Raw genomic sequence first — 23,191 nt, forward strand, 5'->3', positions numbered from 1 at the left:
CCGGTGTGTGCGGCGTCTGCGCTCTGAACGCCCGTGCTCCGGCACGACATCGGAGGACCCCATGCCCACCACGATCCACTCCCACCCCGCGGTCGTCCTCGACCGCGTCACCTTCACCTGGCCCGACGGCACACCCGCGCTGCACGAGGTCTCCGGCGCGTTCGGCGCCGGCCGCACGGGCCTCGTCGGCCGGAACGGCGCCGGCAAGTCGACGCTCCTCGGTCTCATCGCGGGGCAGCACCGTCCGGCATCCGGCACCATAGCGACGACCGGCGACGTCGACCTCCTGCCGCAGCTGCTGACCCTCGACACCGACCGCCGCGTCGCCGATCTGCTCGGCGTGGGAGCCGCCGTCGACGCCGTGCGCGCCATCGCGGCGGGCGACGTCGATCCGGCGCACTTCGACACGGTCGGCGACGACTGGGACGTCGAGGCGCGCGCCACGGCCGCGCTCGTCGAGGCGGGGCTCCCGCCGGATGCCTTGGGCCGCCGCGTCGGAGAGCTCTCCGGCGGCGAGGCGGTGCTCGTCGCGCTCACCGGCGTGCGGCTGCAGGGCGCGCCGATCGCGCTGCTCGACGAACCGACCAATAATCTCGACCGCGACGCGCGGGCGCGGGTGTACGACCTCGTGCGCCGCTGGCGCGGCGCGCTCGTCGTCGTGAGCCACGACACGACGCTCCTCGACCTCATGGACGACACCGCCGAGCTGTACGGCAGCGCGCTGACGACGTTCGGTGGCGGCTATTCCGCGTGGCGCGAGGCGCTGGATGCCGAGCAAGCGGCGGCGCGCCAGGCCGAGACCGCCGCGCGACAGGTCGTGCGGCGCGAGAAGCGCGACCGCATCCACCAGGAGCAGGTGCTCTCGACGCGCGCGGCGATGGGACGCAAGGCTTCGGTCGAGAAACGCCAGCCGAAGATCATCATGAACGCCCGCAAGCGCGCGGCGCAGGAGTCGGCCGGGCGCCTCCGCGGCGAAGCGGCGGGCAAAGAGGCGGAGGCCCGGGCCGCGCTCGACGCGGCCGAACGCCGGGTGCGCGACGACGACAGCGTACGCATCGATCTGCCCGACCCCGGCGTGGGCGCGGGGCGCCGAATGGCGACCTTCACCGGCGCAGGCCGGTCGTGGGTGCTGCAGGGCCCGGAGCGGTTCGCGCTCGTCGGGCCGAACGGCGCCGGAAAGACGACGCTGTTGCGGCGCCTGGTGGGGTCGGCGACGACCGGTCGCGGTCATGTCGCAGGAGATTTCGCGTCGACGGGCCCGGAAGGGGCGGTTTCGGACTCTGCGGGCGCAGATCTCCTGCGAGACGCGCACGCCGAGGCGCGCACCGATCGGATCGGATACCTTTCGCAGCGCGTGGATGGTCTCGACGAGACCGTCTCGCCGCTCGAGAACCTGCGCCGCGCGGCGCCGGGCATCGGCGACGTCGAGCTGCGCAACCGGCTCGCGCGGTTCCTGCTGCGCGGCGACACGGTGCTGCGCCCGGTGTCGGCGCTGTCGGGCGGCGAGCGGTTCCGCCTGGCGCTCGCCTGCCTGCTGATGGCCGATCCTCCGCCGCAGCTGCTCGTCCTCGACGAACCGACCAACAACCTCGACCTCGACACGGTCGACCAGGTGGTCTCGGCGCTCGGCGCGTTCCGCGGCGGGATCGTCGTCGTGAGCCACGACGACGCGTTCCTCCGCCGCGTGGCGCCGGATCTCGTGCTGGAGCTGCGGGACGGTGAGCTGCATGAAGCGGCGATCGACGGCGTGGAGTCCGACGGGGTGTAGCTGGGCGCGCGTGCCGTGTTCAGTCTTCGCGCGAGCCGCGCAGGCCGCACGCCCCGGAAAGTCGCGGGGCGGCGGTCGCGGATCGCGCGGTGGAACGGAATACGGTACACACCGCGTTCGCCCGTCGCGAGCACCCGACCTGATGTCGGAGGTCGGGGCGAAGATGGGAGGGTGACCGACACGACGACGAGCGCGACGCGCCCCGGGGACTCCTCCCCGGAGGTGCTGGCGCGGTTCGGTCCTGCGACGCAGGACTGGTTCCGCGGCGCGTTCGCCGAGCCCACCTCGGCCCAGGCGGGCGCGTGGGAGGCGATCTCGCACGGCAAGCACGCGCTCGTCGTCGCGCCGACCGGGTCGGGCAAGACGCTGTCGGCGTTCCTGTGGGCCATCGACCGGATCTTCCGCGAGAAGCCCGTCGCACCGCCCGCGCCCGTCGACGACGCGACCCCCGGAAAAGGCCGCGCGAAGAAGAAGTCCGCGAAGGCGAAGGATGCCGCGCAGACGCGCGTCCTCTACGTCTCACCCCTCAAGGCTCTCGGCGTCGACGTCGAACGGAACCTCCGCTCGCCGCTGGTCGGCATCGGCCAGTCGGCGCGTCGCCTCGGGATCGCCGTGCCCGATGTCACCGTCGGCGTGCGCTCGGGGGACACGACGTCCGCCGATCGGCGAAAGCTCGTCGCCGACCCTCCCGACATCCTCATCACGACCCCCGAATCGCTCTACCTGATGCTCACGTCGCAGGCATCCGAGACCTTGCGGGGCGTGCACACCGTGATCGTCGACGAGGTGCACGCGGTCGCGGCGACCAAGCGCGGAGCGCACCTCGCGGTGAGCCTCGAGCGCCTCGACGCGCTGCTCGAATCCCCGGCCCAGCGCATCGGGCTGTCGGCGACGGTGCGCCCGATCGACGAGGTGGCGCGCTTCCTGGGCGGGTCGGCGCCCGTCGAGATCGTCGCACCGCGCGCGTCGAAGACATTCGACCTGCAGGTGGTCGTTCCCATGGACGACATGCTGAATCCGCCTCCGCCCCCGCGCGCCGCCGAAGACGTGGCGCCGGATGCCGACGACGCGGACCCCGACGAGGGCGACGGCGACTGGTTCTCCGCGCCGTCGCAGCCGTCCGAGGTCACCGGTTCGGTGTGGCCCCACGTCGAGGAGGCGATCGTCGACCGCGTGCTCGCGCACCGCTCGACGATCGTCTTCGCGAACTCTCGCCGCCTCGCCGAGCGCCTCACCGGTCGGCTCAACGAGATCTACGCCGAGCGCCTCGGCCTCGAGACCCCCGACCCGACCGTCCCCGCCGCGATGATGGCGCAGGCCGGCACCTCGGCTGGTGTCGCGCCCGTGCTCGCGAAGGCCCACCACGGCTCGGTGTCGAAGGAGCAGCGCGCGCAGGTGGAGGATGAGCTCAAATCCGGCATCCTGCGCTGCGTCGTCGCGACGAGCTCGCTCGAACTCGGCATCGACATGGGCGCGGTCGACCTCGTCATCCAGGTCGAAGCCCCGCCGTCGGCGGCCTCGGGGTTGCAGCGCGTCGGGCGCGCGGGGCACCAGGTCGGCGAGATCAGCCGGGCGGCGCTCTTCCCGAAGCACCGGGGCGACGTCCTGCACACGGCGGTCGTCACGGAGCGGATGCTCGCGGGCAAGATCGAGGCGATCACCGTTCCCGCGAACCCGCTCGACATCCTGGCGCAGCAGACGATCGCCGCGTGCGCGACGGGGGCGATCGACGTCGAGGAGTGGTTCGAGACCGTGAAGCGGTCCGCGCCGTTTCGCACGCTGCCGAGGTCGGCGTATGAGGCCACGCTCGACCTGCTGGCCGGCAAGTACCCCTCCGACGAGTTCGCCGAGCTGCGCCCGCGCCTCGTGTGGGATCGCGACCACGGCACCCTCACCGGGCGGCCCGGCGCGCAGCGCGTCGCGGTGACGAGCGGCGGCACGATCCCCGACCGCGGCCTGTTCGGCGTCTTCGTCGCGGGCGAGACGCGCAACGCCCGCGTCGGCGAGCTCGACGAGGAGATGGTCTACGAGTCTCGCGTGAACGACGTCTTCACGCTCGGCACCACGAGCTGGCGGATCGTGGAGATCACGCACGATCGGGTCAACGTGCTCCCGGCCTTCGGGCAACCGGGAAAGCTCCCGTTCTGGCACGGTGACGGTCTCGGCCGCCCCGCGGAGCTCGGCGAGGCCCTCGGCGCCTTCTCGCGCGAGGTGGTCGCCGCCTCGCCGGAGAAGGCCTCCGAACGGCTTCGGGAGTCGGGGCTCGACGACAACGCAATCGGCAATCTCCTCGCCTACCTCGGTGAGCAGAAGGAAGCGACGGGGAGCCTTCCCACCGACAAGACGCTCACCGTGGAGCGGTCCCGCGACGAGGTCGGCGACTGGCGCATCATCCTTCATTCCCCGTACGGCATGCACGTGCACTCACCCTGGGCGCTGGCGGTGAATGCGCGCGTGCGGGAGCGGCTCGGGGTCGAGGGATCGGCGGTGGCGAGCGACGACGGCATCATCGTGCGGGTGCCGGATGCCGAGAGCGAGCCGCCCGGGGCGGAGCTCTTCGTCTTCGAGGCCGACGAGCTCGAACAGATCGTCACCGACGAGGTCGGCGGCTCGGCCCTCTTCGCGTCGCGGTTCCGCGAGTGCGCGGCCCGGGCTCTGCTCCTGCCGCGTCTCAATCCCGCGCGGCGCTCACCGCTCTGGCAGCAGCGGCAGAAGTCGGCGCAGTTGCTCGAGGTGGCGAAGAACCATCCGACGTTCCCGATCATCCTCGAGACGCTCCGCGAGGTGCTGCAGGACGTCTACGACCTCCCCGCCCTGCTGCGCATCACCCGCGCGATCGGCGATCGCCGTATCCGTCTCGTCGAAACGACGACGACGCAGCCCTCCCCGTTCGCCCGCGACCTCCTCTTCGGATACGTCGGCGCGTTCATGTACGAGGGCGACTCGCCGCTGGCCGAGCGGCGCGCGGCGGCGCTGTCGGTCGATCCGGCGCTCCTGTCGGAGCTGCTCGGCAAGGTCGAGATGCGCGAGCTGCTCGACCCCGACGTCATCGCGCAGTTCGAGGCCGAAGCGCAGCGCCTCGAACCCGACCGGCGCGTGCGCGGCGTCGAGGGCGTCGCCGATCTGCTGCGTCTGCTCGGACCCCTCGATGCGACGGAGGTCGCGACGCGTCTCGAGGACGGCACGCTCGAGACCGCCTCCGCCCATCTCGACGAGCTCGTGACCGCGCGGCGCGCGATCTCGGTGACGATCGCGGGCGCGCCGCGCGTCGCGCAGATCGAGGATGCCGGACGCCTCCGCGACGCGCTCGGCGTGGCGCTTCCCGTGGGCATCCCGGTCGCATTCCTGGAGCCGGTCGTCGATCCCCTCGCCGATCTGGTCGCCCGGTTCGCGCGGACCCACGGCCCGTTCCGCACGTCGGACGTCGCCGCGCGCCTCGGAATCGGTGCGGCGGTCGCGCGACAGACCCTGCAGCGTCTCGAATCGCAGGGACGCCTGGCAAGCGGGTTCTTCCTGCCCGGACCGGGCGGAGGCGACTCGTCCGCCGGCGCCGACAACGACGCCGAATGGTGCGACGCCGAGGTCCTGCGCCGCCTGCGACTGCGATCGCTCGCCGCGATCCGCGGCACGGTGGAGCCGGTCTCGCCCGACGCCTTCGCGCGTTTCCTCCCGGCGTGGCAGCACGTCGCCGCTCCGCTCCCGGGCGGCGCCCGCGCCGAGCGGGGAACCGCCGGCCGCGCGCTCGAGGGCGTCGACGGCGTGCTCGCCGTGATCGAGCAGCTCGCCGGGGTGCCGCTCCCGGCGAGCGCGTGGGAGTCGCTGATCCTGCCGGGGCGGGTGTCCGACTACAGCCCGACGATGCTCGACGAACTGACGGCCACCGGTGAGGTCCTCTGGTCGGGGCACGGCTCCCTCCCCGGTCGCGACGGCTGGATCGCCCTGCATCCGGCAGACACCGTCGCCCTGACCCTCGCGCTCCCCGATGACGCCGAGCCGCCGAGCGTCCTCGAGCAGCAGCTGCTGTCGGCGATGGAGACCGGCGGCGCGTACTTCGCCGCCCAGCTCGTGGCGGCGACGGGCGCGGAGAGCGAGCAGTCGGTCGTCGAGGCGCTGTGGAACCTCACCTGGACCGGACGGGTCACGAACGACACTTTCGCGCCGGTGCGCGCGCTTCTGGCGGGGGGCTCGCAGGCGCATCGCACCGCCCGGCGCACCCCCCGGGCGCGCATGTTCCGGGGCACGCCGCTCGCCGCCGCGCGCCCTCAGGCATCCGCCGCCCCGCACCGCGCTCCGCAGCGCCCCCCGCTGATCGGCGGGCGTTGGTCGCTTCTTCCCGAACCGAGCGCCGATGCCGCGCTGCGCGCCACGGCCGCGGCGAGCGTCCTGCTCGAGCGCTACGGCGTCGTGACGCGCGGAAGCGTGCAGACCGAGGGCGTGCCGGGCGGTTTCGCGCAGGTCTACCGGACGCTCGCCGGATTCGAGGATGCCGGGCACACACGGCGCGGGTACTTCATCGAGAAGCTCGGGGCGGCGCAGTTCGCGTCGTCGGCGACCGTCGACCGGCTACGGACGTTCGCCGCCGTCCCCGACCCGGCACCGCTCGACGCGCTGACCCTCGCCGCGACCGACCCCGCGAACCCGTACGGCGCGGCGCTCGCGTGGCCCGCGCTCGAGGGCGTCGGCCACCGGCCCGGACGGAAGGCCGGCGGCCTCGTGACGCTCGTCGACGGCGCGCTCGTCCTCTACCTCGAGCGAGGCGGTCGATCGGCGCTGGCGTTCACCGACGATGAGGACATCCTCGCCGCCGCCGCGCGGAGCCTCGTCGACACGGCCCGCGCGCGCCGACTCGACACCCTGACCGTCGAACAGGTGTCGGGCGCGTTCGTCTACGGCACACCCGTCGGAAAGGCGCTCCTCGCCGCGGGCTTCGTCGAGTCGAGCCGCGGCCTGACGCTCCGGCGGCAGCGGTGACCGCGGCGGTGCCTGGCGCGGCGGCGGTGGCAGGATGCCTGGAGTGAGGGGCGCGGATGCCTGAGGGCGACACCGTCTTCCGCGCGGCGCGGCGACTGAACGACGCCCTCGCGGGGCAGGAGGTCACGCGGTTCGATCTGCGCGTTCCGCGCTACGCGACCGCCGACCTCACCGGCGAGACCGTGCACGAGGTGGTCCCCCGCGGGAAGCACCTGCTGATGCGCATCGGCGATCAGACGCTGCACTCCCACCTCAAGATGGAGGGGCGGTGGCTCGTCTTCCGTCCGGGCGAACGCTGGCGCTCCCCCGCGTATCAGGCGCGCGCGATCCTGGGTACGGCCCGTGCCGTCGCCGTCGGGTTCGAGATCGCGATGGTCGACCTCGTCCCGACCGACAGCGAGAGCGAGCTCGTCGGGCACCTCGGACCCGACCTCCTCGGGCCCGACTGGGATGCCGCGGAGGCAGCACGCCGGGTGGCATCCGACCCCCGCCCCGTGCACGTCGCGATCCTCGATCAGCGGAACCTCGCCGGCCTCGGCAACGAGTACGCGAACGAGCTGCTGTTCGTTCGCGGCATCCTGCCGACGCGCCCCGCGACCGACGTCGACGCCGCGGGCCTGGTCGACACCGCGGCGCGGATGATTCGCGCGAACCGCGACAGGGCGGGCCGCACCTTCACCGGCGACACGCGCCCCGGCCAGCAGGACTGGGTCTATCGCCGAGAGAACAAGCCGTGCCGCCGGTGCGGCACCCTCATCCGCCGCACCGATCTCGGAGCGAACCCGACGAGCGAGCGCATCGTGTTCTGGTGCCCCGTCTGCCAGACCTGAGCCTGCGGCGCCGGCCACGAAACCACCACCGCCGGCTCCACCACCGCCGTCTCCATCACCGCCCGCTCCATCACCGTCCGAGGTACCGCCCCGGACGGTGATTGAGTGCGAGCACGAGATTCAGCAGGACTGCCCCGACGGCGCTCATCAGCACGTTCTGCCACGGCACGACGAGCAGCGCGGACAGGATGATCAGCACGTCGAAGATCATCATCGTCCAGCCGGCACGGAATCCTGTTCTGTCCTGCACTTCGAGGCCGATGATGTTGACGCCGCCGACGCTCGATCGGTGCCGGAAGAGGATCAGGATGCCGACGCCGGCGAGCAGGTTCCCGGCCATCGTCCCGTACCAGGGTTCGATCCAGTCGATCGGGAACAGGGCATCATGCACGAGCGCCCAGGCCGACACGAGCGCGATCGAGACGACCGTGCGGATCGTGAAGTCCCATCCGCGCCGCCAGACCGCGAGGAGGGCGAAGGGCACGTTGATGAGGGCGAACAGCAGCCAGAAGGGCCACCCCGTCGCGTAGCCGAGAAGCAGCGACAGGCCCGCGGTGCCGCCGGTGACGGCGTGCGCCGCGTGGAGGAGGTGCAGCCCGAGCGAGACCAGGAAGGTGCCGGTGAGGATGCCGAGGATGTCCTCGGCGACCGAGTGTGCCTGCGCCTTGTCGTCGAAGACGAGGGAGGGCGCGGTCGTCGGGTCGGGCTCGGGCGCGGCAGTCACGGCATCCATCATCCCAAGAAGGATGCCGTGCACCGCGCCGCGCCCTGCGGCGGGCGACCGGCCGATCCGTGCGCGGGAATGAATCGCGCACGGATGCCGTTGCATCTGATCTCAGGAGGAACTCTGTGGGCAAGAACTACGTCGACATCGAAGACGATCAGGGCCGGACGCTCCGTTACCGCAAGCACGTGAACGGGCGAGGCCTCATCGCGAACGGTGCCAAGGTGCACGCCAGCGCGCTCGTCGAAGCGGGAGCGTACGTCGAACCGGGCGCCCAGATCGCCGCGGGCGCGCACATCGGGCGCGGCGCGTGGGTCGAACCCGACGCCGTCATCGGCCAGGGCGCCGAGATCGCGCCGCACGCCCACATCGGATCGGGCGCAGCGATCGGATCGCAGGCGAAGATCGGCGTCCGCACGGTCGTCGGCGCGCACGCGCGCATCGCGGGTGGTTCGCTCATCGGCGACGACGAGCAGATCGGCGAGGGCGAGCAGGTCGCCACCGACCGCCGCGGACTGCGCCTCGCCGCCTGACCGCCGCGACACCCCGGCTACGCTGGCAGCATGGCGGCAGGACGAGGCGGGCGCGGAGGCCAGGGCAAGCGCCCCGCCGGCAAGAGGCCCGCCACGGCCAAGAAGGCGCCCTCGACCAAGAAGACTTCCGCCACGAAGGACACGGCGAAGAAGCACACGGCGAAGAAGCCCGTTCCCGTCGCTTCACCCGCTCTGCCCCCCGGCCCCTTCCGCCTCGGCGCGATCGAGGGGGCCACGCCCGGCAAGTGGATCGACGTCTGGCGCGAGCGGATGCCGGGCATCCCGCTCGATCTGGTCGCGCTCGGCATCGCCGACCAGCGCGCCGCGCTCGGCGGCGACACCTCCCCGGCATCCGTCGACGCGGCGCTCGTGCGCCTGCCGATCGATCGTGAGGGGCTCCACGTCATCCCGCTGTATGACGAGCTGCCCGTCGTCGTGTGCGCCGCGGACGCGCACCTCACCGCGGCCGATGAGCTGACCGCCGACGACCTCGCGGGCGAGGTGCTGATCACCCCCGTCGCTCCCCCGCTCGAGGTCGAGATCCCCGGCGCCGACGCGCCCCGCTTCGCGCCGCCCGCCTCGGTCGAGGAGGCCATCGCGATCGCGGCCTCCGGTGTGGGCATCGTCGTCGTGCCGATGTCGCTCGCGCGCCTGCACCACCGGAAGGACGTCGACTACCGGCCCCTCGCGGACGGCCCGCACTCGACCGTGGCGCTCGCGTGGCCCGCGCGCGACGCGGAGACGCCCGCACTCGTCGACGCGTTCATCGGCATCGTGCGCGGGCGCACCGCGAACTCCTCGCGCTGAGCGTTGCACTCCTCACGCCGAGCGTTGCGGACAGACGCGGCGAAGGGGCCGGCGGGTTCCCCACCCACCGGCCCCCGGACGGGTCAAAATCCCCCCGAACCACCGTCCATGCGAGCGACCTGACGTCCACCCCAGATGGCCGTCGTCCCCACGTGCGAGCGCCTGTCGGCGGCCGCGCACCGGTCGTCTCACGGATCATGAGCGTCACCGCCGGCTCCTGATACATCGGCGCCGGAGGAATCTCAGAATCCGTTGCCGTGCGTGAGGAACGGCGTACGGATGCCGGTGCGCTCCGTCGCGCGCGCGAGCGCCTCCGCCGGAGCGAGCCCCGCGGCGAGGTCCGCGTGCACGGCGCCGAGCACCTCGCACGCATCGTCGTCGGCGACGACGACGGGAGCGGCGATCACGGCATCCGCGCCGCTGTGGAGCCACGCACGCGTCATTCCGACGGCCTCCTCACCCCACCGCACCGACGTGCGGCCAGCTTCGCAGGCCGAGAGCAGGACGGTGCGCGGAACGTGCGGCAACCGGTCGACGTCGTAGCCGAAGAGGGCACCGTCGGCCAACTGCAGACCCGAGAAGAGCGGATTGTCGAGGGCGTGCCGCCCGTGGGCGGCGATGTGGAGGACGTCGCCGCGCGAGGCGGCGGCCGACACGGCATCCACTGTCGCGTCCTCGCCGACGAGCACCGCAGCGCCGGGCCAGTGCGCGGCGCCCGTGCGGGCCTCCTCCTCGCCGCGCGCGACGCGCGGGCCGACGGCGAACACCGCGGAGCGCTCCGGTGCGGCCGCGGACGCGCGAGCGTGCACCCAGCGCGACGCCGACGCGGCGACGGTGAGGATGCGCCCGCGAAGCCCCGGAAGCATGCCCCACGGGAGCCCCGCGAGCACCCCGGGTGCGGTGAGCACGAGACGGCGGCCGGGGAGGTCCGCCACGACCCGATCGACGAGCCGGGCCGAGAGACGTTCGAGGTGCCCGTCGAGGGAGCGTGCGACGACGGACGTCATCGGACCCGAGCGCACCGCTGCCGCCATGTCGAGGTCGGAGCGGAGCGCGGGAAGGTCCTTGCGCGCCTCCGACCACCCCGGAAGAGCGATCACCCGTGCGCCGTCGCGGGCCACGACGACGCACGCGAGCCCCTCGCCGCTGAATACGTACGAGGCGATCGCGGTCTCGCCGTCGAGAGCCGCCGCCGCTTCGGCGAGGTCGACGCGGCGCTCGAGGTCGCCCGCACCCGTCGTCGTCCACTGCCGCCGCCGCAGGCTCTCGCCGAGTTCGATGGCGCGGGGGTCGCTCATCCACTCGCCGCCCGCGGCGTCGGCACGGAGCATCCGCAACTCGCTCAGCTCGGCGGCCTGCTCGGGATCTGGCGGCGGGCGCAGCGGGACGACCTGGAGGCTCAGATGACGCGCCCGCTCCGACCAGTCGAACACCGTTGCGGGGTCGGCGGAGCGGAGGGCGGCGGCGAGACCCGCGACCATGAGCGTCGTGCCGTGCATCGCGAACGACGTCTGCAGGTCGAGGCTGCCGAACGACGCACGCCATCCGGTGAGCTCGTCGAGGCCGACCGCGGCGAGCCGTCGGGCCTTCGCGTCGTCGCCTGCGCGGGCGGCGCGTTCTGTGCGCACCTCGTGCGCGAGCATGCGCACCTCGAGCGGAGCGCGCGCGTCGACGCCCGGCATCCGGCCCGCCGGCGCGCCGCGCCGGGCGCGGGAGAGCTCGCGGCTGAGGCGCAGGGCCGCCGCCTCGGCGGCGAGGCCCTCGCGCGCGAGCCGCGTCGCGACGGCGTCGACCTCCGCATCGTCGACCTGCGCCGCCGCCACGACACGCCCCGCACGGTCGATCGCGCCGCCGGACAGCAGGGCGCGCAGGCGCACCCCCCGTGCCCGGTCGGCCCACGATCTCGCCCCGAGCGCGTCGAAGTGCCGAGCAGCGGATGCCGCGACGCGGGCGGCCTCGCGCGGATCGTGACGCAGGAGCGACCGGGCGAGATGGAGCTCGGCTTCGGCGCGGGCCTGCGGCATCCCGTTCGCGCGGAACGCCTGCGCGGCGGCACGCAGCAGGCGCTCCGCCTCGGTGACGAGCCCCGCGTCGCGCAGCGCCTCGGCCATGTCGACGTCGGCGATCGCCGCGTTCGCGGCGGAGGCCTCGGCGACGATCGGGCGCGCCGCGCCCATCTCGCGGATCGCCCGTACGAGGTCACCGGCGAGAAGGGCGGTGTAGCCGAGGTTGTGCCGCGTCTCGGCGAGGCCCATCTCGTCGCCCGCCGTCTCGTACGCCGCGACCGCCGCCTCGAGATCCGCGGTCGCGGCGTCGATGTCCCGGCGCTGCATCGAGACGAGGCTGCGGTTGAGGCGCAGGTTGGCGACGGCGAGCGGGTCGTCCGGGATCGACGCGATGGCCGCTGCGAGAAGGTCGGATGCCTCGTCGAGGCGGCCCCGGTGCATGAGGATCGTTCCGAGCTGCCCCTCCACGACGCCGCGCGTATGCGCCGTGAGGCGCGGGTCCGACAGAGCGTCACGGCACAGCTGTTCCCCCTCGTCGGGGCGACCGAGCTGATCGAGGACGTACGCGCGGGTACCGGCGATGCGGGCGCACAGATCCGGGTCCGTTGCGGCGAGCGCGGCATCGGTCAGCGCGGCATCCGCCTCGCGATAGCGCCGGTCACCGGTCAAGGCGCGGCCCTGCGCATAGAGTTCGGCGGGGTCGGCGTGCACACCCCCAGCATGCCGTGTCCCGCGCGTGTGCGCGCGATTCGCACGCATTCGAGACCAGAACAGAGGGGGGATGCCGCGTTCGGCGGCAGGTCACGCGAGCGCGCCGAGCACCCTCTCGACCGAATCCCGCGCGGCGCCCACGGCAGGCTCCGCCTTCTCCGCGGCGGGCGGCATTCCGAGCGCGGCGGCGACGAGTCCCGCGACGAGCGGAGCCGCGAACGAGGTACCGCTCCATACGGCGAAGCCGCCGCGATAGTCCTCGGGCCCGATCGTCAGGCGGCGCCGACGGTATTGGTCGTCGCGGGCGGAAGCCTGCAGCCCGCCCGTGAAATCGGGAAGCGTGCTCACGACGGCGGCGCCGACCGCGTAGGTCTTCACCCACGGCCCGACGTTCGAGAAGAGCGCCGTCGTGCGCCGGTCGGGGTTGAGCGCCCCGACCGAGATGTGCGGGGCGAGGTCGTCGGGCGCGATCCCGTTGTCCGAGCCCGGCCACGGCCAGAGCGACGCGGGGAAGGTCGGGCGGTCGGTCGCATCGTTCCCCGACGAGACGACGACCGTCGTCCCGAGTCCGCGCAAGACCGAGAGCAGATCGAACAGGTCGCGGGTGTAGAGCCCGTCCTCCGGCGTCTCGTGGTAGTACCCGAGCGACAGATTCAGCACGTCGATCGGCCGCCCGTCCGCGCGCCCGTCTCGGTGGCGCTGCACGAGGATGCCGAGGTCTTCGATCACGCGCAGGAGGTTCGACTCCTCGACGATCCCGAGCGCGTCGGCGACGCGGATCGCGAGCAGCTCGGCATCCGGCGCCTTCTGCCGGATGATCCCGGCGATGAACGTGCCGTGCCCGGCGACCGGGTCGAGCTCGCCGTCGAGCGGGCCGTACAGGTCGGGATAGACCTCGGGGTTCCTCTCGTCGTGCAGGCCTACCGGCACGCCGTCGAGGCGGACGTCACGGTCGACGAGCGTGTCGGGCAGCCAGCCGTGGGCGCCGATGCCGGTGTCGAGGACGGCCACCACGGGGCGCCGTCGACCGTCGGGCACGTCGGTGCGGCCCGGCTCGGGCCCGACCCACGCGACGGGCTGGCGCCCGCCGCTGCCGCAGTCCCCGTACTCGTCGACGGGGTTCGACCTCGAGAACGGGTTCGATCTCGAGAACGGATTCGACCTCGAGAAGGGATTGGTCCGCGTGAACGGGTTGGACCGAGAGAACGGGTTGAGGCCGACCGGGTCGATCGTGAGGATGTGGTCGAGTCCGATGCGGTCGAGCCTCGCTCGGCGCAGCGACTGCCCGGCATCCGCCTCGCCGTTGCGTCTGCGCACGACGTCACCGGCCAGCGCGCGCCGGCGCACCTCCTGCAGCACGCGCCACGCGTCGGGGAGCGCCGGCGAGACGCCGTCCGCCCGCTCCGGCGTGGTGAGGCGCACACGCGTGACGACGGGCGCTCCGCGCAGTCGCGCCTCGATGCGCTCGCCCTCCTGCATCGCGGACCCGTCGAGCCGTTCGCGCTCGACACCCCACCCGAAGACCGCCGCCGCCTCGCGGACGATGTCGACGCTCCGTTCGGCGCGCCCCGGGTCGCCGCCGTCCGAGACGAGGAGCCGATCGGGCACGTACGCCGTCGGGAAGGCCTCGATGCCGTCGAGAGGCTCGGTCCCCGGGTCGAGCACCGTCGCTCTGATGACCGAGCCCCGCGCGCGGTCGCGCCACGACCAGCCCTTCGGCTGCCCGGTGGGCGAAGTGTCGTCGGTGTCGCCGTCGTCGGTGGGCATGCTCTCTCCTCAGGTCACGCGGGGCTGGCAGGGTCGCGGCGGGATGCCGGGACGTCAGATCTCGAAGCGGGGCGTCAGCAGCTCGAGGCCCGCGTCGGGCGAGGGTGCTGCGGTGAGCAGGATGCGCAGTCGCGAGACCCCGCCCTCGACGTCGTCGAACGCGAAGCGCCCGCCGTCGGAGGTCGTGCGGGTCTCGGCATCCTGTTGGATGAGGTGCACTTCGGCGACCTCGCCATCCGCCCACCCGTCGAGGCGGTGCGCGCCGCCCTCGCGCGGGGTGACGTGAACGAGCACGTTGGTGTGGCCGTCGCTGAACTGCAGCGTGAGCATGTCGGCGTCGCCGCGCACGGCGGCGGTCGAGTCGGCCTCGACGAGGGTCAGCAGCGCATACTCGCGCCCGAGGTCGGCCGACGCGACGGCGGCGACCATGTCGTCGACGAGGCCGACGGGCGCAGGATCGACGCCCTCCCAGGTGCGCCGGAGCGCCGCGAACAGCGCTGCGTCGTCGGCGAGGTCGAGGTCGGTGGGTTCAGGAGTCACGGGGGGCCTCATCTCTGGAATCCGCATGGGGATCTCCGCCCATTCCCTCGTGGGCGAGGGCGGTGCGGAGCTTTCCGAGGCAGCGGCCTCGGGTGGGACCGATCGAGCCGATCGGCATGCCGAGGTCGCCGGCGATCCGTGCGTAGTCGGGCCGCTCCTCGAATGCGACGATGCGCAGCAGACGCCGGCATCGCTCGTCGAGGGCGCCCACGGCATGCCAGAGTCGGCGGTCTCGGTCGCTCGTGAGGGCGCGCTCCTCGGCCGACTCGTCGTCGGGCAGGAGCGGCTCGAGGAGGATGTCTTCGGTCGGCCGGTCGCGCTGCTGCGCGCGACCGACGCGCCACGCCTCGCGGCGCGCACAGGTCGTCAGCCACCCCGCGACGGCGCGATCGTCATGGATGGATTCGTGCCGCCGTACCAGCGTGAACCAGGTGGCCTGCACGACGTCCTCGGCGAGCATCCGATCCACGCCGTACGCGCGTACGACCTGCCACAGCACGGGCGTCATGGTGCGGACGAGGTCGTCCATCGCGCGCGTCTCGCCCGCCCGCCACCGCGCGAACGCGTCGGAGGCGCGGGCCCAGATCCCCTCGCCGTGGTCCGAGTGCGCGGGCAGCGCACCGCCGCCGTCGCCCTCGGGGCTCTCCAGTGGCGGCGGCGACACGGCTTCGCTCATAGCGCCCATTGTGGCCATACATGCAGGAGGAGGCCAGGTGTCGCCCTGATACATCCGCCGATGGTTTTCATCGAGACCGTTCTAGACTCGCCGCATGGCCTCGCTCGTCTACCTCTGCGCCCGCCCGCAGGAGGGCGCAGCCGCCGCCGAGTACGAGTCGTTCCGCACCGCGATGCGACGGGGCGAAGACGAGCTGGAGCGCTGGGACCTCGTTCGCGAACCGTTACCGGTCGACGCGGCGGCACGCTGGCACGGAGCCGTCGTCGGCGGCAGCCCGTTCAACGTCACCGACCCCGAGTCGACCAAGACCGACGCGCAGCGGAGGCTCGAGGCATCCCTCGCCCACCTCGCCGAAGAGGCCGCGGCGGGATCGATCGCGGCCCTTTTCACCTGCTACGGCATCGGCGTCGCGACGCGCACCCTCGGCGGCGAGGTGACCCGCGCCTACCCCGAAGACACCGGGCCGACGAGCGTCACGCTCACTCCGGAGGGCCGCCACGACGCGCTCTTCGGCGGCCTCGCCGAGACATTCACGGCGCTCACCGCGCACAAGGAGGGCACCGCGCGGATGCCGGAGGACGCCGTCCTCCTCGCGCAGAACGAGGGATGCCCCGTGCAGGCATACCGGGTCGGCGATCACCTCTGGGCGACGCAGTTCCACCCCGAGCCGACCGGGCGGGCTTTCACCGAGCGGATGGCCGTGTACCGCGACGACGGCTACTTCGCCGCCGGCGACTACGACGTGATCTCGGCGCGGGTGCTCGCGGCATCCCTCAGCGAACCCCCGCGGATCCTCCGCGCCTTCGCCGACACCTTCGCCTGACCGCGCGGACGCGGGTGGCGTCAGCTCTCGACGGCGACGTACTCGGCGTGGTTGCGTGCCATCGGCAGCGGCGCGCTCCCCTGGGGCCCGAGGACGACGATCGAGTCGGGCGACAGGGTCAACGACCGCGCACCCGCGTCTCCCGGACCCCATGCCGTCGTCGTCCCCACCCACACCTCGCGCCCGTCGAGATCGATCCGCCAGGGCTCGGCGGAGAGGTTGAGGTAGATCGTCGCGCCGGCCCGGTGGAGGATCCAGCGCCCCTCGCCGACGCTCTCGCCGCCATGCCCCGATCGGTCCGGGTCGGTCAGCTCCGGGTGCTGGCGCCGCATCCGCGCGAGCAGCCGATACCCCTCGAGCAGGCGCTTGTGCTCGCCGTGCGTGGGCTCGTTCCAGTCGAGCTTCGACCGCTCGAAGGTCTCGGGGTCGTTCGGGTCGGGTACGAGCGACTCGTCCCAGCCCATCTTCGCGAACTCCTCGCGACGCCCCTTAGCGGTGGCCGCCGCGAGCTCGGGCTCGGGGTGCGACGTGAAGAACTGCCAGGGTGTGGATGCCCCCCACTCCTCCCCCATGAAGATCATCGGCGTGCCGGGCGCCATCATCGTGAGGACAGCCTCGATCTGCAGCCGCGCGAAGGACAGGTTCTGGCTCAGGCGGTCACCGGCCGCACGATTGCCGATCTGGTCGTGATCCTGCGCGAACTCGACGAACCGGTGCGAGGGGATGCCTTCCGGGACGGGCTTTCCCCAGGTCATCTCGCGGAACGATGAGTAGGTGCCGTCGTGGTAGAAGCCGCCCGCCCAGGTCTTCGGCAGGGCCTTCGGGTCGGCGAAATCGGCGTAGTACCCCGCCGTCTCACCCGACAGGGCGACATGGACGGCGTGGTGCCAGTCGTCGACCCACTGCGCCGTGAGACCGTAGCCGCCCTCGTCGCGCGGCAGGATCATGACCGGGTCGTTCAGATCGCTCTCGGCGATGAGGATGAGGGGGCGGCTGACCTGGGCGGAGAGCGCGTCGGTGCGTTCGGCGATCTCCTGGAGGATGTGCGTCGGGAACGCCCCCGATTCGTGGAGCGCGTGCACGGCATCCAGCCTCAGCCCGTCCACGTGGTAGTCGCGCAGCCACATCACGGCGTTGTCGATGATGTAGTCGCGGACGGCGCGCTCGTCGAGGTTGACGCTCGCACCCCACGTCGTGTTCTGCCCGTCGCGCAGGTAGGGACCGTACTCGGGCAGGTAGTTGCCGCTCGGTCCGAGGTGGTTGTAGACGACGTCCTGGATGACGGCGAGACCCGCGTCGTGGGCCGCGTCGACGAACCGGCGGTAGGCGCCCGGCCCGCCGTAGTCCTCTTGGACGGTGTACCAGAGCACGCCGTCGTAGCCCCAGTTGTGGGTCCCGTTGAAGCCGTTCACCGGCAGGAGCTCGACGTGCGTGGCGCCGAGGTCGACGAGGTAGGGGAGCTTCGCGATCGCGGCGTCGAGCGTCCCTTCCGGCGTGAAGGTGCCGATGTGGAGCTCGTAGATGAGCGTCGCGCCCGAGAGATCGCGCCCTCTCCAGTCCTGGTCGGTCCAGGGAAAGGATGCCCCGTCGTCCCACGCCGACAGGTCGTGCACGCCGCGGGGCTGTCGCCGCGAGCGGGGGTCGGGGCGGGCACTCTCGGCATCCCCCAGCACGAAGCCGTACTCGTCACCGTTCGCCAGGGCGACGTCGGCGCGCCACCAGCCGGCCTCCGCCGCCTCGACCATCGCGAGCTCGAGGTCGTCATGCCCGGGTCGGCGCAGGCGCACGCGATCAGCGCGCGGAGCCCACACGTCGATGGTCGCGGCGGCCTCGGATGCACCCGAGCTCGGGGTCGCGTCTGTCGTCATGGCCCCATGATGCCCGCTCGCGCCGAGGCGGCGCACCCCCTTGCGGCCGGGCCTCGTAGGTACTCGGCGGCCGGCGCGGGCTGTACCGGCCTGCGGGCGCAGGCGGCGGCGTCCCATCCGTCGGATCGGTGGGGTAGGTGATGACTCCGGCGCCACAGGGGGTGACACACGCACCACCGATCCGACGAACGGTCACGCATCCCGCGCTCACCGCCGGCACGCGTCGGCACGGTGCGAGCGCGCAGGGGGTGCGGTCCCGGCGAGATCGTCGGCGCGAATCGTCGTCACCCGCGAGATCGTCGGCGCGAATCGTCGTCACCCGCGGCGGACACAGCGATCTGCGCCGACATCTCCGTAGCGGGCACGGCCGGCAGGCTCGCGCCCGATGTCCTGGCTGGATGCCGAGAAGGCCAAGGCGTCAGGGCGCCGAGCGGACCAGGAGCGCGACCGGGTAGTCGGCGAGCACCTCGGCGAGGCGCGCGGCGCCGCCGGCGACCTCGCGCCCGGTGAGTTCGTCGCGCCACGTCCCCGCGGGGAGCATCACGACGGTGTCGCCCCAGTTTCCGCGCCCCACGAGCCCGAGCGGCAGGCGCGTCGCGATCGCGACCGCGCCTCCGCGGTCGAACGCGATCGCGTGCTCGGACGCCGAGCCTGCCGTCTCGAGCGGCGTGTACCGGGTGAAGAGATCCGGCCGGTCGCGGCGCAGCCGCAAGGCACGTGAGACGAGCAGGAGCTTCGCCGCGCCCGAGGCGTCGACGGGCGGCTGCCATCCGTCGTCGATGCGCGCCAGGAGCGTGCGTCGTGCGGCGTAGTCGACGGGTCGCCGGTTGTCGGGGTCGACGAGGGAGAGGTCCCAGAGCTCCGTGCCCTGGTAGACGTCGGGGACGCCCGGGCCGGTGATCTGGAGGAGCTTCGCAGCGAGACCGTTCGACCATCCGGCATCCGCGATCTCTCGGACGATGTCATCGACGATCCCGCGGGCGGCGCCGAACGCCGACGACACGAGCGCGTGCACGCGGCCCTCGAACGCTTCGTCGGGGTCCTCCCACGTGGTTCCGACGCCGCCCTCGCGCGCCGCCTTTTCGGCGTAGCCCTGCAGGCGCTCCTCGAGACCGGCGTCGTCCGGCGCCCATGCGCCGATGATCGCCTGCCAGAGCAGATTGTCGAGCGGTCCGTCTCCGGTCGAGGCGATCTCGCGCAGCTGGGCGAGCACCGCCGTCCAGCGTGCGGGCATCTCGGCGAGCACCGCCAGGCGCGCCCGCGTGTCTTCGGAGCGCTTCGTGTCGTGCGTCGTGAGCGCCGTGAGGGCGTGGGGCCAGGATGCCGCGCGGCGCGCGAGCGCGTCGTGCAGGCCCGCCACCGACAGCGCGAACTGGCCCGGATCGGCGCCGACCTCGTTGAGGGATGTGAGCCGGCTGTACCGGTAGAACGCGCGGTCCTCGACGCCCTTGGCCATGACGGGGCCGGTCGTCTGCATGAAGCGGCGGGTGAACTCGCCCGATCCGTCGGAGCCGGAACCCTCGAGGAGCAGCGGGGTGAGCACGGCGATCGCGTCGGCGAGGTCGGGGCGGCGTGCGCGGGCGGCCTGGGCGGCGGCGGTGACGTGCTCCGCCCCGGCGGGCAGATACGCGCGGTACACCGCGAAGGCGGCGAGCAGTTCCGCGATCGCGTCGCGGGCGGCATCCGCCGTGAGCGCCCCCTGGGCCGACGCCGGGAGGTTCCGGACGATGCGGCCGACCTCCGCGGCCTGCGACGTGTCGGCGATGTCACGCTTCGTGCCGGCGGTCATCGCGTGCCAGTCCGCGCGTTCGCCTCGGAGCTCCGTGTCGAGGTCGGTGAGCCCAGGCTCGCCGGCCGGGTCGACGAGCACGCGATCGATGCCGCCGAGGGCGTCGTACCCGGTCGTCCCCTCGGTCGCCCACCAGCCGGGGAGCTGTTCGCCCGGCTCGAGGATCTTCTCGACGACGACGTAGGGGCGCGCGGCCCCCGCCGCGCCCGCAGCTCCGGAGGCCTGCGCCGCGACGAGCGCGTCTCCCAGCCGGTCGAGGTACCCTCCCGGGTCGGCGAGGCCGTCGGGGTGGTCGATGCGCAGACCGTCGACGAGGCCCTCCCGGAACCAGCGGATGACCTCGACGTGCGACGCGTCGAAGACGTCGGGGAGCTCGACGCGCACACCCGCGAGCGAGGTGACGGTGAAGAAGCGCCGGTAGTTGAGCAGCTCCGGTGAGCGCCGCCAGAACCCGAGCTCCCAGTGCTGACGGGCGAGGACGTCGCGGACGGCCGCGGCATCCGTCGTCTCGTGCAGCGGCGCGGTGCCGGGCGCGAGCGGGAGCGTCAGGTCGTAATACCGGGCGGTGCCGAACTCGTCGCCGCCGCCTTCGTTCGAGCGGGCCGGCGGGGCGACGCTGATCTCGCCCGCGGCGATCACGTCGTCGGGTTCGCCCCCGAGAATGGGCAGCCGCACACGCCCGCCCCCGTAGGCCCAGTCGATGTCGAAGGATGCCGCGTGCACCGACGCCTCGCCGCGGGCGAGCACGTCCCACCACCACGGATTCTGCTCGGGCGCGACGACGCCCTGGTGGTTCGGCACGATGTCGACGAGGATGCCGAGACCCGCGTCCCGCGCCGCAGCCGAGAATCGCGCGAGGCCCGCGGCCCCGCCGCGCGCCTCGTCGACCTTCGTCGGGTCGACGACGCCGTAGCCGTGCGCGGATCCCTCGGACGCCTGCAGGATCGGGGCGAGGTACGCCCAGTCGACGCCGAGGTCGCGGAGGTAGTCGGTGACGGATGCCGCGGCATCCAGATCGAACTCCGCCCGCACCTGCAGGCGGTACGTCGAGACCGGCTTGTCGCCCATCGCCGCGCTCCCCGGCCTCAGTGCGGCAGCTCGGGCTGCGGGGCAGGGGAGCGCACCATGTCGATCGGTGCCGTATGCGCGGCGAGCGACGCGGCGACCGAGTGGTCGGTGCCGACGGTCTCCTCCTCGAACGCGCGGAGCACGACGACCGACTTTCCTGCGACGTCGAGGACCGCGCCGCCGTCGTGGAGGCCCGAATCGGTGAGCTCTCCGGTCGTGTCGACGACGATCTCCCACCGCGGGCTGTACTCGGCCTTCGGCATGGTGAAGGACACGACGTCGTCGCCGGCGTTGTACAACACGAAGAAGTGGCGGTCATGGATGTCGGCGCCGCGACGATCGCGCTCGCGGATGCCGTCGCCGTTCAGGAAGACACCGATCGCACGCCCGAAGCCCGAGTCCCAGTCGCCGGGCTGCATCTCGGTGCCGTCGGGGCGCAGCCACGCGATGTCGGGGATCGGCGCGCCCTCCTCACGAGCGACGGGCCGGCCGTCGAAGAAGCGCGAGCGGCGGAAGGTCGGATGCTCGCGGCGCAGGCGGGTGAGGGCCCCGGTGAACTCGATGAGCGGCTGGTCGGCGTGCTCCCAGTCGATCCAGGTCACCTCGTTGTCCTGCGCGTACCCGTTGTTGTTGCCGCCCTGCGTGCGCCCCAGCTCGTCGCCGTGGGCGATCATCGGCACGCCCTGGCTGAGCATGAGGGTCGCGAGGAAGTTGCGCTGCTGGCGCGCGCGCAGCCGCAGCACGTCGGGGTCGTCGGTGGGGCCTTCGACTCCGCAGTTCCACGAGCGGTTGTGTGATTCGCCGTCGTTGTTGCCCTCTCCGTTGGCCTCATTGTGCTTCTCGTTGTACGAGACGAGGTCGCGGAGGGTGAAGCCGTCGTGCGCCGTGACGAAGTTGATCGAGGCGACGGGTCGACGTCCGTCGTGTTCGTAGAGGTCGGCCGAACCGGTCAGTCTCGAGGCGAACTCGCCCAGAGTCGAGGGTTCGCCGCGCCAGAAGTCGCGCACGGTGTCGCGGTATTTCCCGTTCCACTCCGTCCACTGCGGGGGGAAGTTGCCGACCTGGTACCCGCCGGGCCCGAGGTCCCACGGCTCGGCGATGAGCTTGACCTGCGAGATCACCGGATCCTGCTGCACGAGCTCGAAGAAGGACGACAGTCGGTCGACTTCGTAGAACTCTCGGGCGAGGGTCGCGGCGAGGTCGAAGCGGAAGCCGTCGACGTGCATCTCGAGCACCCAGTAGCGCAGCGAGTCCATGATGAGCTGCAGCGTATGCGGGTGCCCCATGTTCATGCTGTTGCCGGTGCCGGTGTAGTCGGTGTAGTACCGCTTGTCGTCCTGTTGCAGCTTGTAGTACGCCTCGTTGTCGATGCCGCGCATCGACAACGTCGGACCCAGGTGGTTGCCTTCGGCGGTGTGGTTGTAGACCACGTCGAGGATGACCTCGATGCCCGCCGAGTGCAGGGCGCGCACCATCGACTTGAACTCCTGCACCTGCTGCCCGCCGTCGCCCGCGGACGCGTACGTGTTCTGCGGCGCGAAGAACGCGATCGTGTTGTACCCCCAGTAGTTCGACAGCCCCTTCTCCTGCAGGGTCGAATCGTTGACGAACTGGTGCACGGGCATGAGCTCGACGGCGGTGACGCCGATGCGCTTGAGGTGATCGATGATCGCCGGGTGCGCGATGGCGCTGTAGGTGCCGCGGAGCTCTTCGGGGATGTCGGGATGCCGTTCCGTGAGCCCCTTCACATGGGCCTCGTAGATGACCGAGTCGGCGTACGGCGTCTTCGGCAGCCGGTCGCCCGCCCAGTCGAAGTACGGGTTGATGACGACGCCCTTCATCGCGTACGCGGCGGAGTCGTCGTCGTTGCGCGAGTCGGGCTCGCCGAAGGTGTACCCGAACACGGCCTGGTCCCATTCGACCTGGCCGTCGACGGCCTTCGCGTAGGGGTCGAGGAGGAGCTTGTTGGGGTTGAATCGCAGCCCGTTCTCGGGGTCGTTCGGGCCGTACACGCGGTAGCCGTAGCGCTGCCCCGGCTGCACGGTCGGCAGGTAGGTGTGCCACACGAAGGCATCCACGTCGACGAGTTCGATGCGTGTCTCGGTGCCGTCCTCGTCGAAGAGGCACAGTTCGACTTTCTCCGCGGCGTCGCTGAAGAGCGCGAAGTTCGTGCCACCTCCGTCGAAGGTCGCCCCCAGCGGATACGCGGATCCGGGCCAAGCCTGCATGTTTCCTCCCGTGGTCGTGGCCTCAGCCTAGGCTCTGGACGTTACCGGCGGGTGTCCGCGTGCTGGGGCTGGACGGCGGGGT

Annotated in this window: 14 protein-coding genes; 6 read left to right on the top strand and 8 right to left on the bottom strand. The window is 72.4% G+C overall.

The features are described from left to right. The first annotated feature begins 61 nt into the window (after positions 1 to 61). The 3 genes from ACRVYW_RS11025 (at position 62) to ACRVYW_RS11035 (ending at position 7,569) form a co-directional block, all read left to right on the top strand. The gene (locus ACRVYW_RS11025) at positions 62 to 1,768 is read left to right on the top strand and encodes an ABC-F family ATP-binding cassette domain-containing protein (RefSeq protein ID WP_431804549.1); all 1,707 of its coding nucleotides are present in this window, start codon (positions 62 to 64) and stop codon (positions 1,766 to 1,768) included. A gap of 171 nt (positions 1,769 to 1,939) precedes the next feature. Continuing rightward, positions 1,940 to 6,739: an ATP-dependent helicase gene (locus ACRVYW_RS11030; protein ID WP_431804551.1), complete on the top strand. Its 4,800-nt coding sequence runs from the start codon at positions 1,940 to 1,942 to the stop codon at positions 6,737 to 6,739. Positions 6,740 to 6,795: 56 nt separating this feature from the next. Beyond that, positions 6,796 to 7,569 (top strand): DNA-formamidopyrimidine glycosylase family protein, encoded by a 774-nt coding sequence (locus tag ACRVYW_RS11035; protein WP_431804553.1) that lies wholly within the window; start codon positions 6,796 to 6,798, stop codon positions 7,567 to 7,569. A gap of 70 nt (positions 7,570 to 7,639) precedes the next feature. On the opposite strand, the gene ACRVYW_RS11040 is transcribed toward ACRVYW_RS11035, so the two are convergent. After that, positions 7,640 to 8,302, bottom strand: a complete 663-nt coding sequence (locus ACRVYW_RS11040; RefSeq protein ID WP_431804736.1) for a YitT family protein — start codon at positions 8,300 to 8,302, stop codon at positions 7,640 to 7,642. Between the two features lie 116 nt (positions 8,303 to 8,418). On the opposite strand from ACRVYW_RS11040, the gene ACRVYW_RS11045 reads away from it, so the two are divergent. Next, on the top strand, positions 8,419 to 8,826 hold the full coding sequence (locus ACRVYW_RS11045) for a transferase (RefSeq protein WP_431804555.1): 408 nt from the start codon (positions 8,419 to 8,421) through the stop codon (positions 8,824 to 8,826). A gap of 30 nt (positions 8,827 to 8,856) precedes the next feature. After that, the gene (locus tag ACRVYW_RS11050; protein WP_431804557.1) at positions 8,857 to 9,633 is read left to right on the top strand and encodes a LysR substrate-binding domain-containing protein; all 777 of its coding nucleotides are present in this window, start codon (positions 8,857 to 8,859) and stop codon (positions 9,631 to 9,633) included. Positions 9,634 to 9,875: 242 nt separating this feature from the next. On the opposite strand, the gene ACRVYW_RS11055 is transcribed toward ACRVYW_RS11050, so the two are convergent. The 4 genes from ACRVYW_RS11055 to ACRVYW_RS11070 all read right to left on the bottom strand — a co-directional run bounded on the left by ACRVYW_RS11055 (position 9,876) and on the right by ACRVYW_RS11070 (position 15,333). Further along, positions 9,876 to 12,350 (bottom strand): CHAT domain-containing protein, encoded by a 2,475-nt coding sequence (locus ACRVYW_RS11055; protein ID WP_431804559.1) that lies wholly within the window; start codon positions 12,348 to 12,350, stop codon positions 9,876 to 9,878. Positions 12,351 to 12,440: 90 nt separating this feature from the next. Further along, positions 12,441 to 14,117 (bottom strand): S8/S53 family peptidase, encoded by a 1,677-nt coding sequence (locus ACRVYW_RS11060; protein ID WP_431804561.1) that lies wholly within the window; start codon positions 14,115 to 14,117, stop codon positions 12,441 to 12,443. 54 nt (positions 14,118 to 14,171) lie between these two features. Continuing rightward, positions 14,172 to 14,657 (bottom strand): hypothetical protein, encoded by a 486-nt coding sequence (locus ACRVYW_RS11065; RefSeq protein WP_431804563.1) that lies wholly within the window; start codon positions 14,655 to 14,657, stop codon positions 14,172 to 14,174. Beyond that, positions 14,647 to 15,333, bottom strand: coding sequence for an RNA polymerase sigma factor (locus ACRVYW_RS11070; protein WP_431804565.1), 687 nt, complete (start codon positions 15,331 to 15,333; stop codon positions 14,647 to 14,649). Before ACRVYW_RS11070 ends, ACRVYW_RS11065 begins: the two co-directional genes overlap by 11 nt. 94 nt (positions 15,334 to 15,427) lie before the next feature. Between ACRVYW_RS11070 and ACRVYW_RS11075 the strand changes: the two genes are divergently transcribed. After that, positions 15,428 to 16,156: a glutamine amidotransferase-related protein gene (locus ACRVYW_RS11075; protein WP_431804567.1), complete on the top strand. Its 729-nt coding sequence runs from the start codon at positions 15,428 to 15,430 to the stop codon at positions 16,154 to 16,156. A 20-nt stretch (positions 16,157 to 16,176) separates the two neighbouring features. Here ACRVYW_RS11075 and treZ read toward each other — a convergent pair whose 3' ends face one another. The 3 genes from treZ to glgX all read right to left on the bottom strand — a co-directional run bounded on the left by treZ (position 16,177) and on the right by glgX (position 23,109). Next, complete coding sequence (gene treZ, locus ACRVYW_RS11080) at positions 16,177 to 18,024, bottom strand: malto-oligosyltrehalose trehalohydrolase (protein ID WP_431804569.1); 1,848 nt, start codon at positions 18,022 to 18,024, stop codon at positions 16,177 to 16,179. 418 nt (positions 18,025 to 18,442) lie between these two features. Then, a complete protein-coding gene (treY, locus tag ACRVYW_RS11085; protein WP_431804570.1) occupies positions 18,443 to 20,881 on the bottom strand; it encodes a malto-oligosyltrehalose synthase in 2,439 nt (812 codons plus the stop codon). A gap of 17 nt (positions 20,882 to 20,898) precedes the next feature. Next, positions 20,899 to 23,109, bottom strand: coding sequence for a glycogen debranching protein GlgX (gene glgX, locus ACRVYW_RS11090; protein ID WP_431804572.1), 2,211 nt, complete (start codon positions 23,107 to 23,109; stop codon positions 20,899 to 20,901). Positions 23,110 to 23,191: the final 82 nt, after the last annotated feature.

Source organism: Microbacterium sp. bgisy203 (assembly GCF_965345155.1).
Lineage (GTDB): Bacteria > Actinomycetota > Actinomycetes > Actinomycetales > Microbacteriaceae > Microbacterium.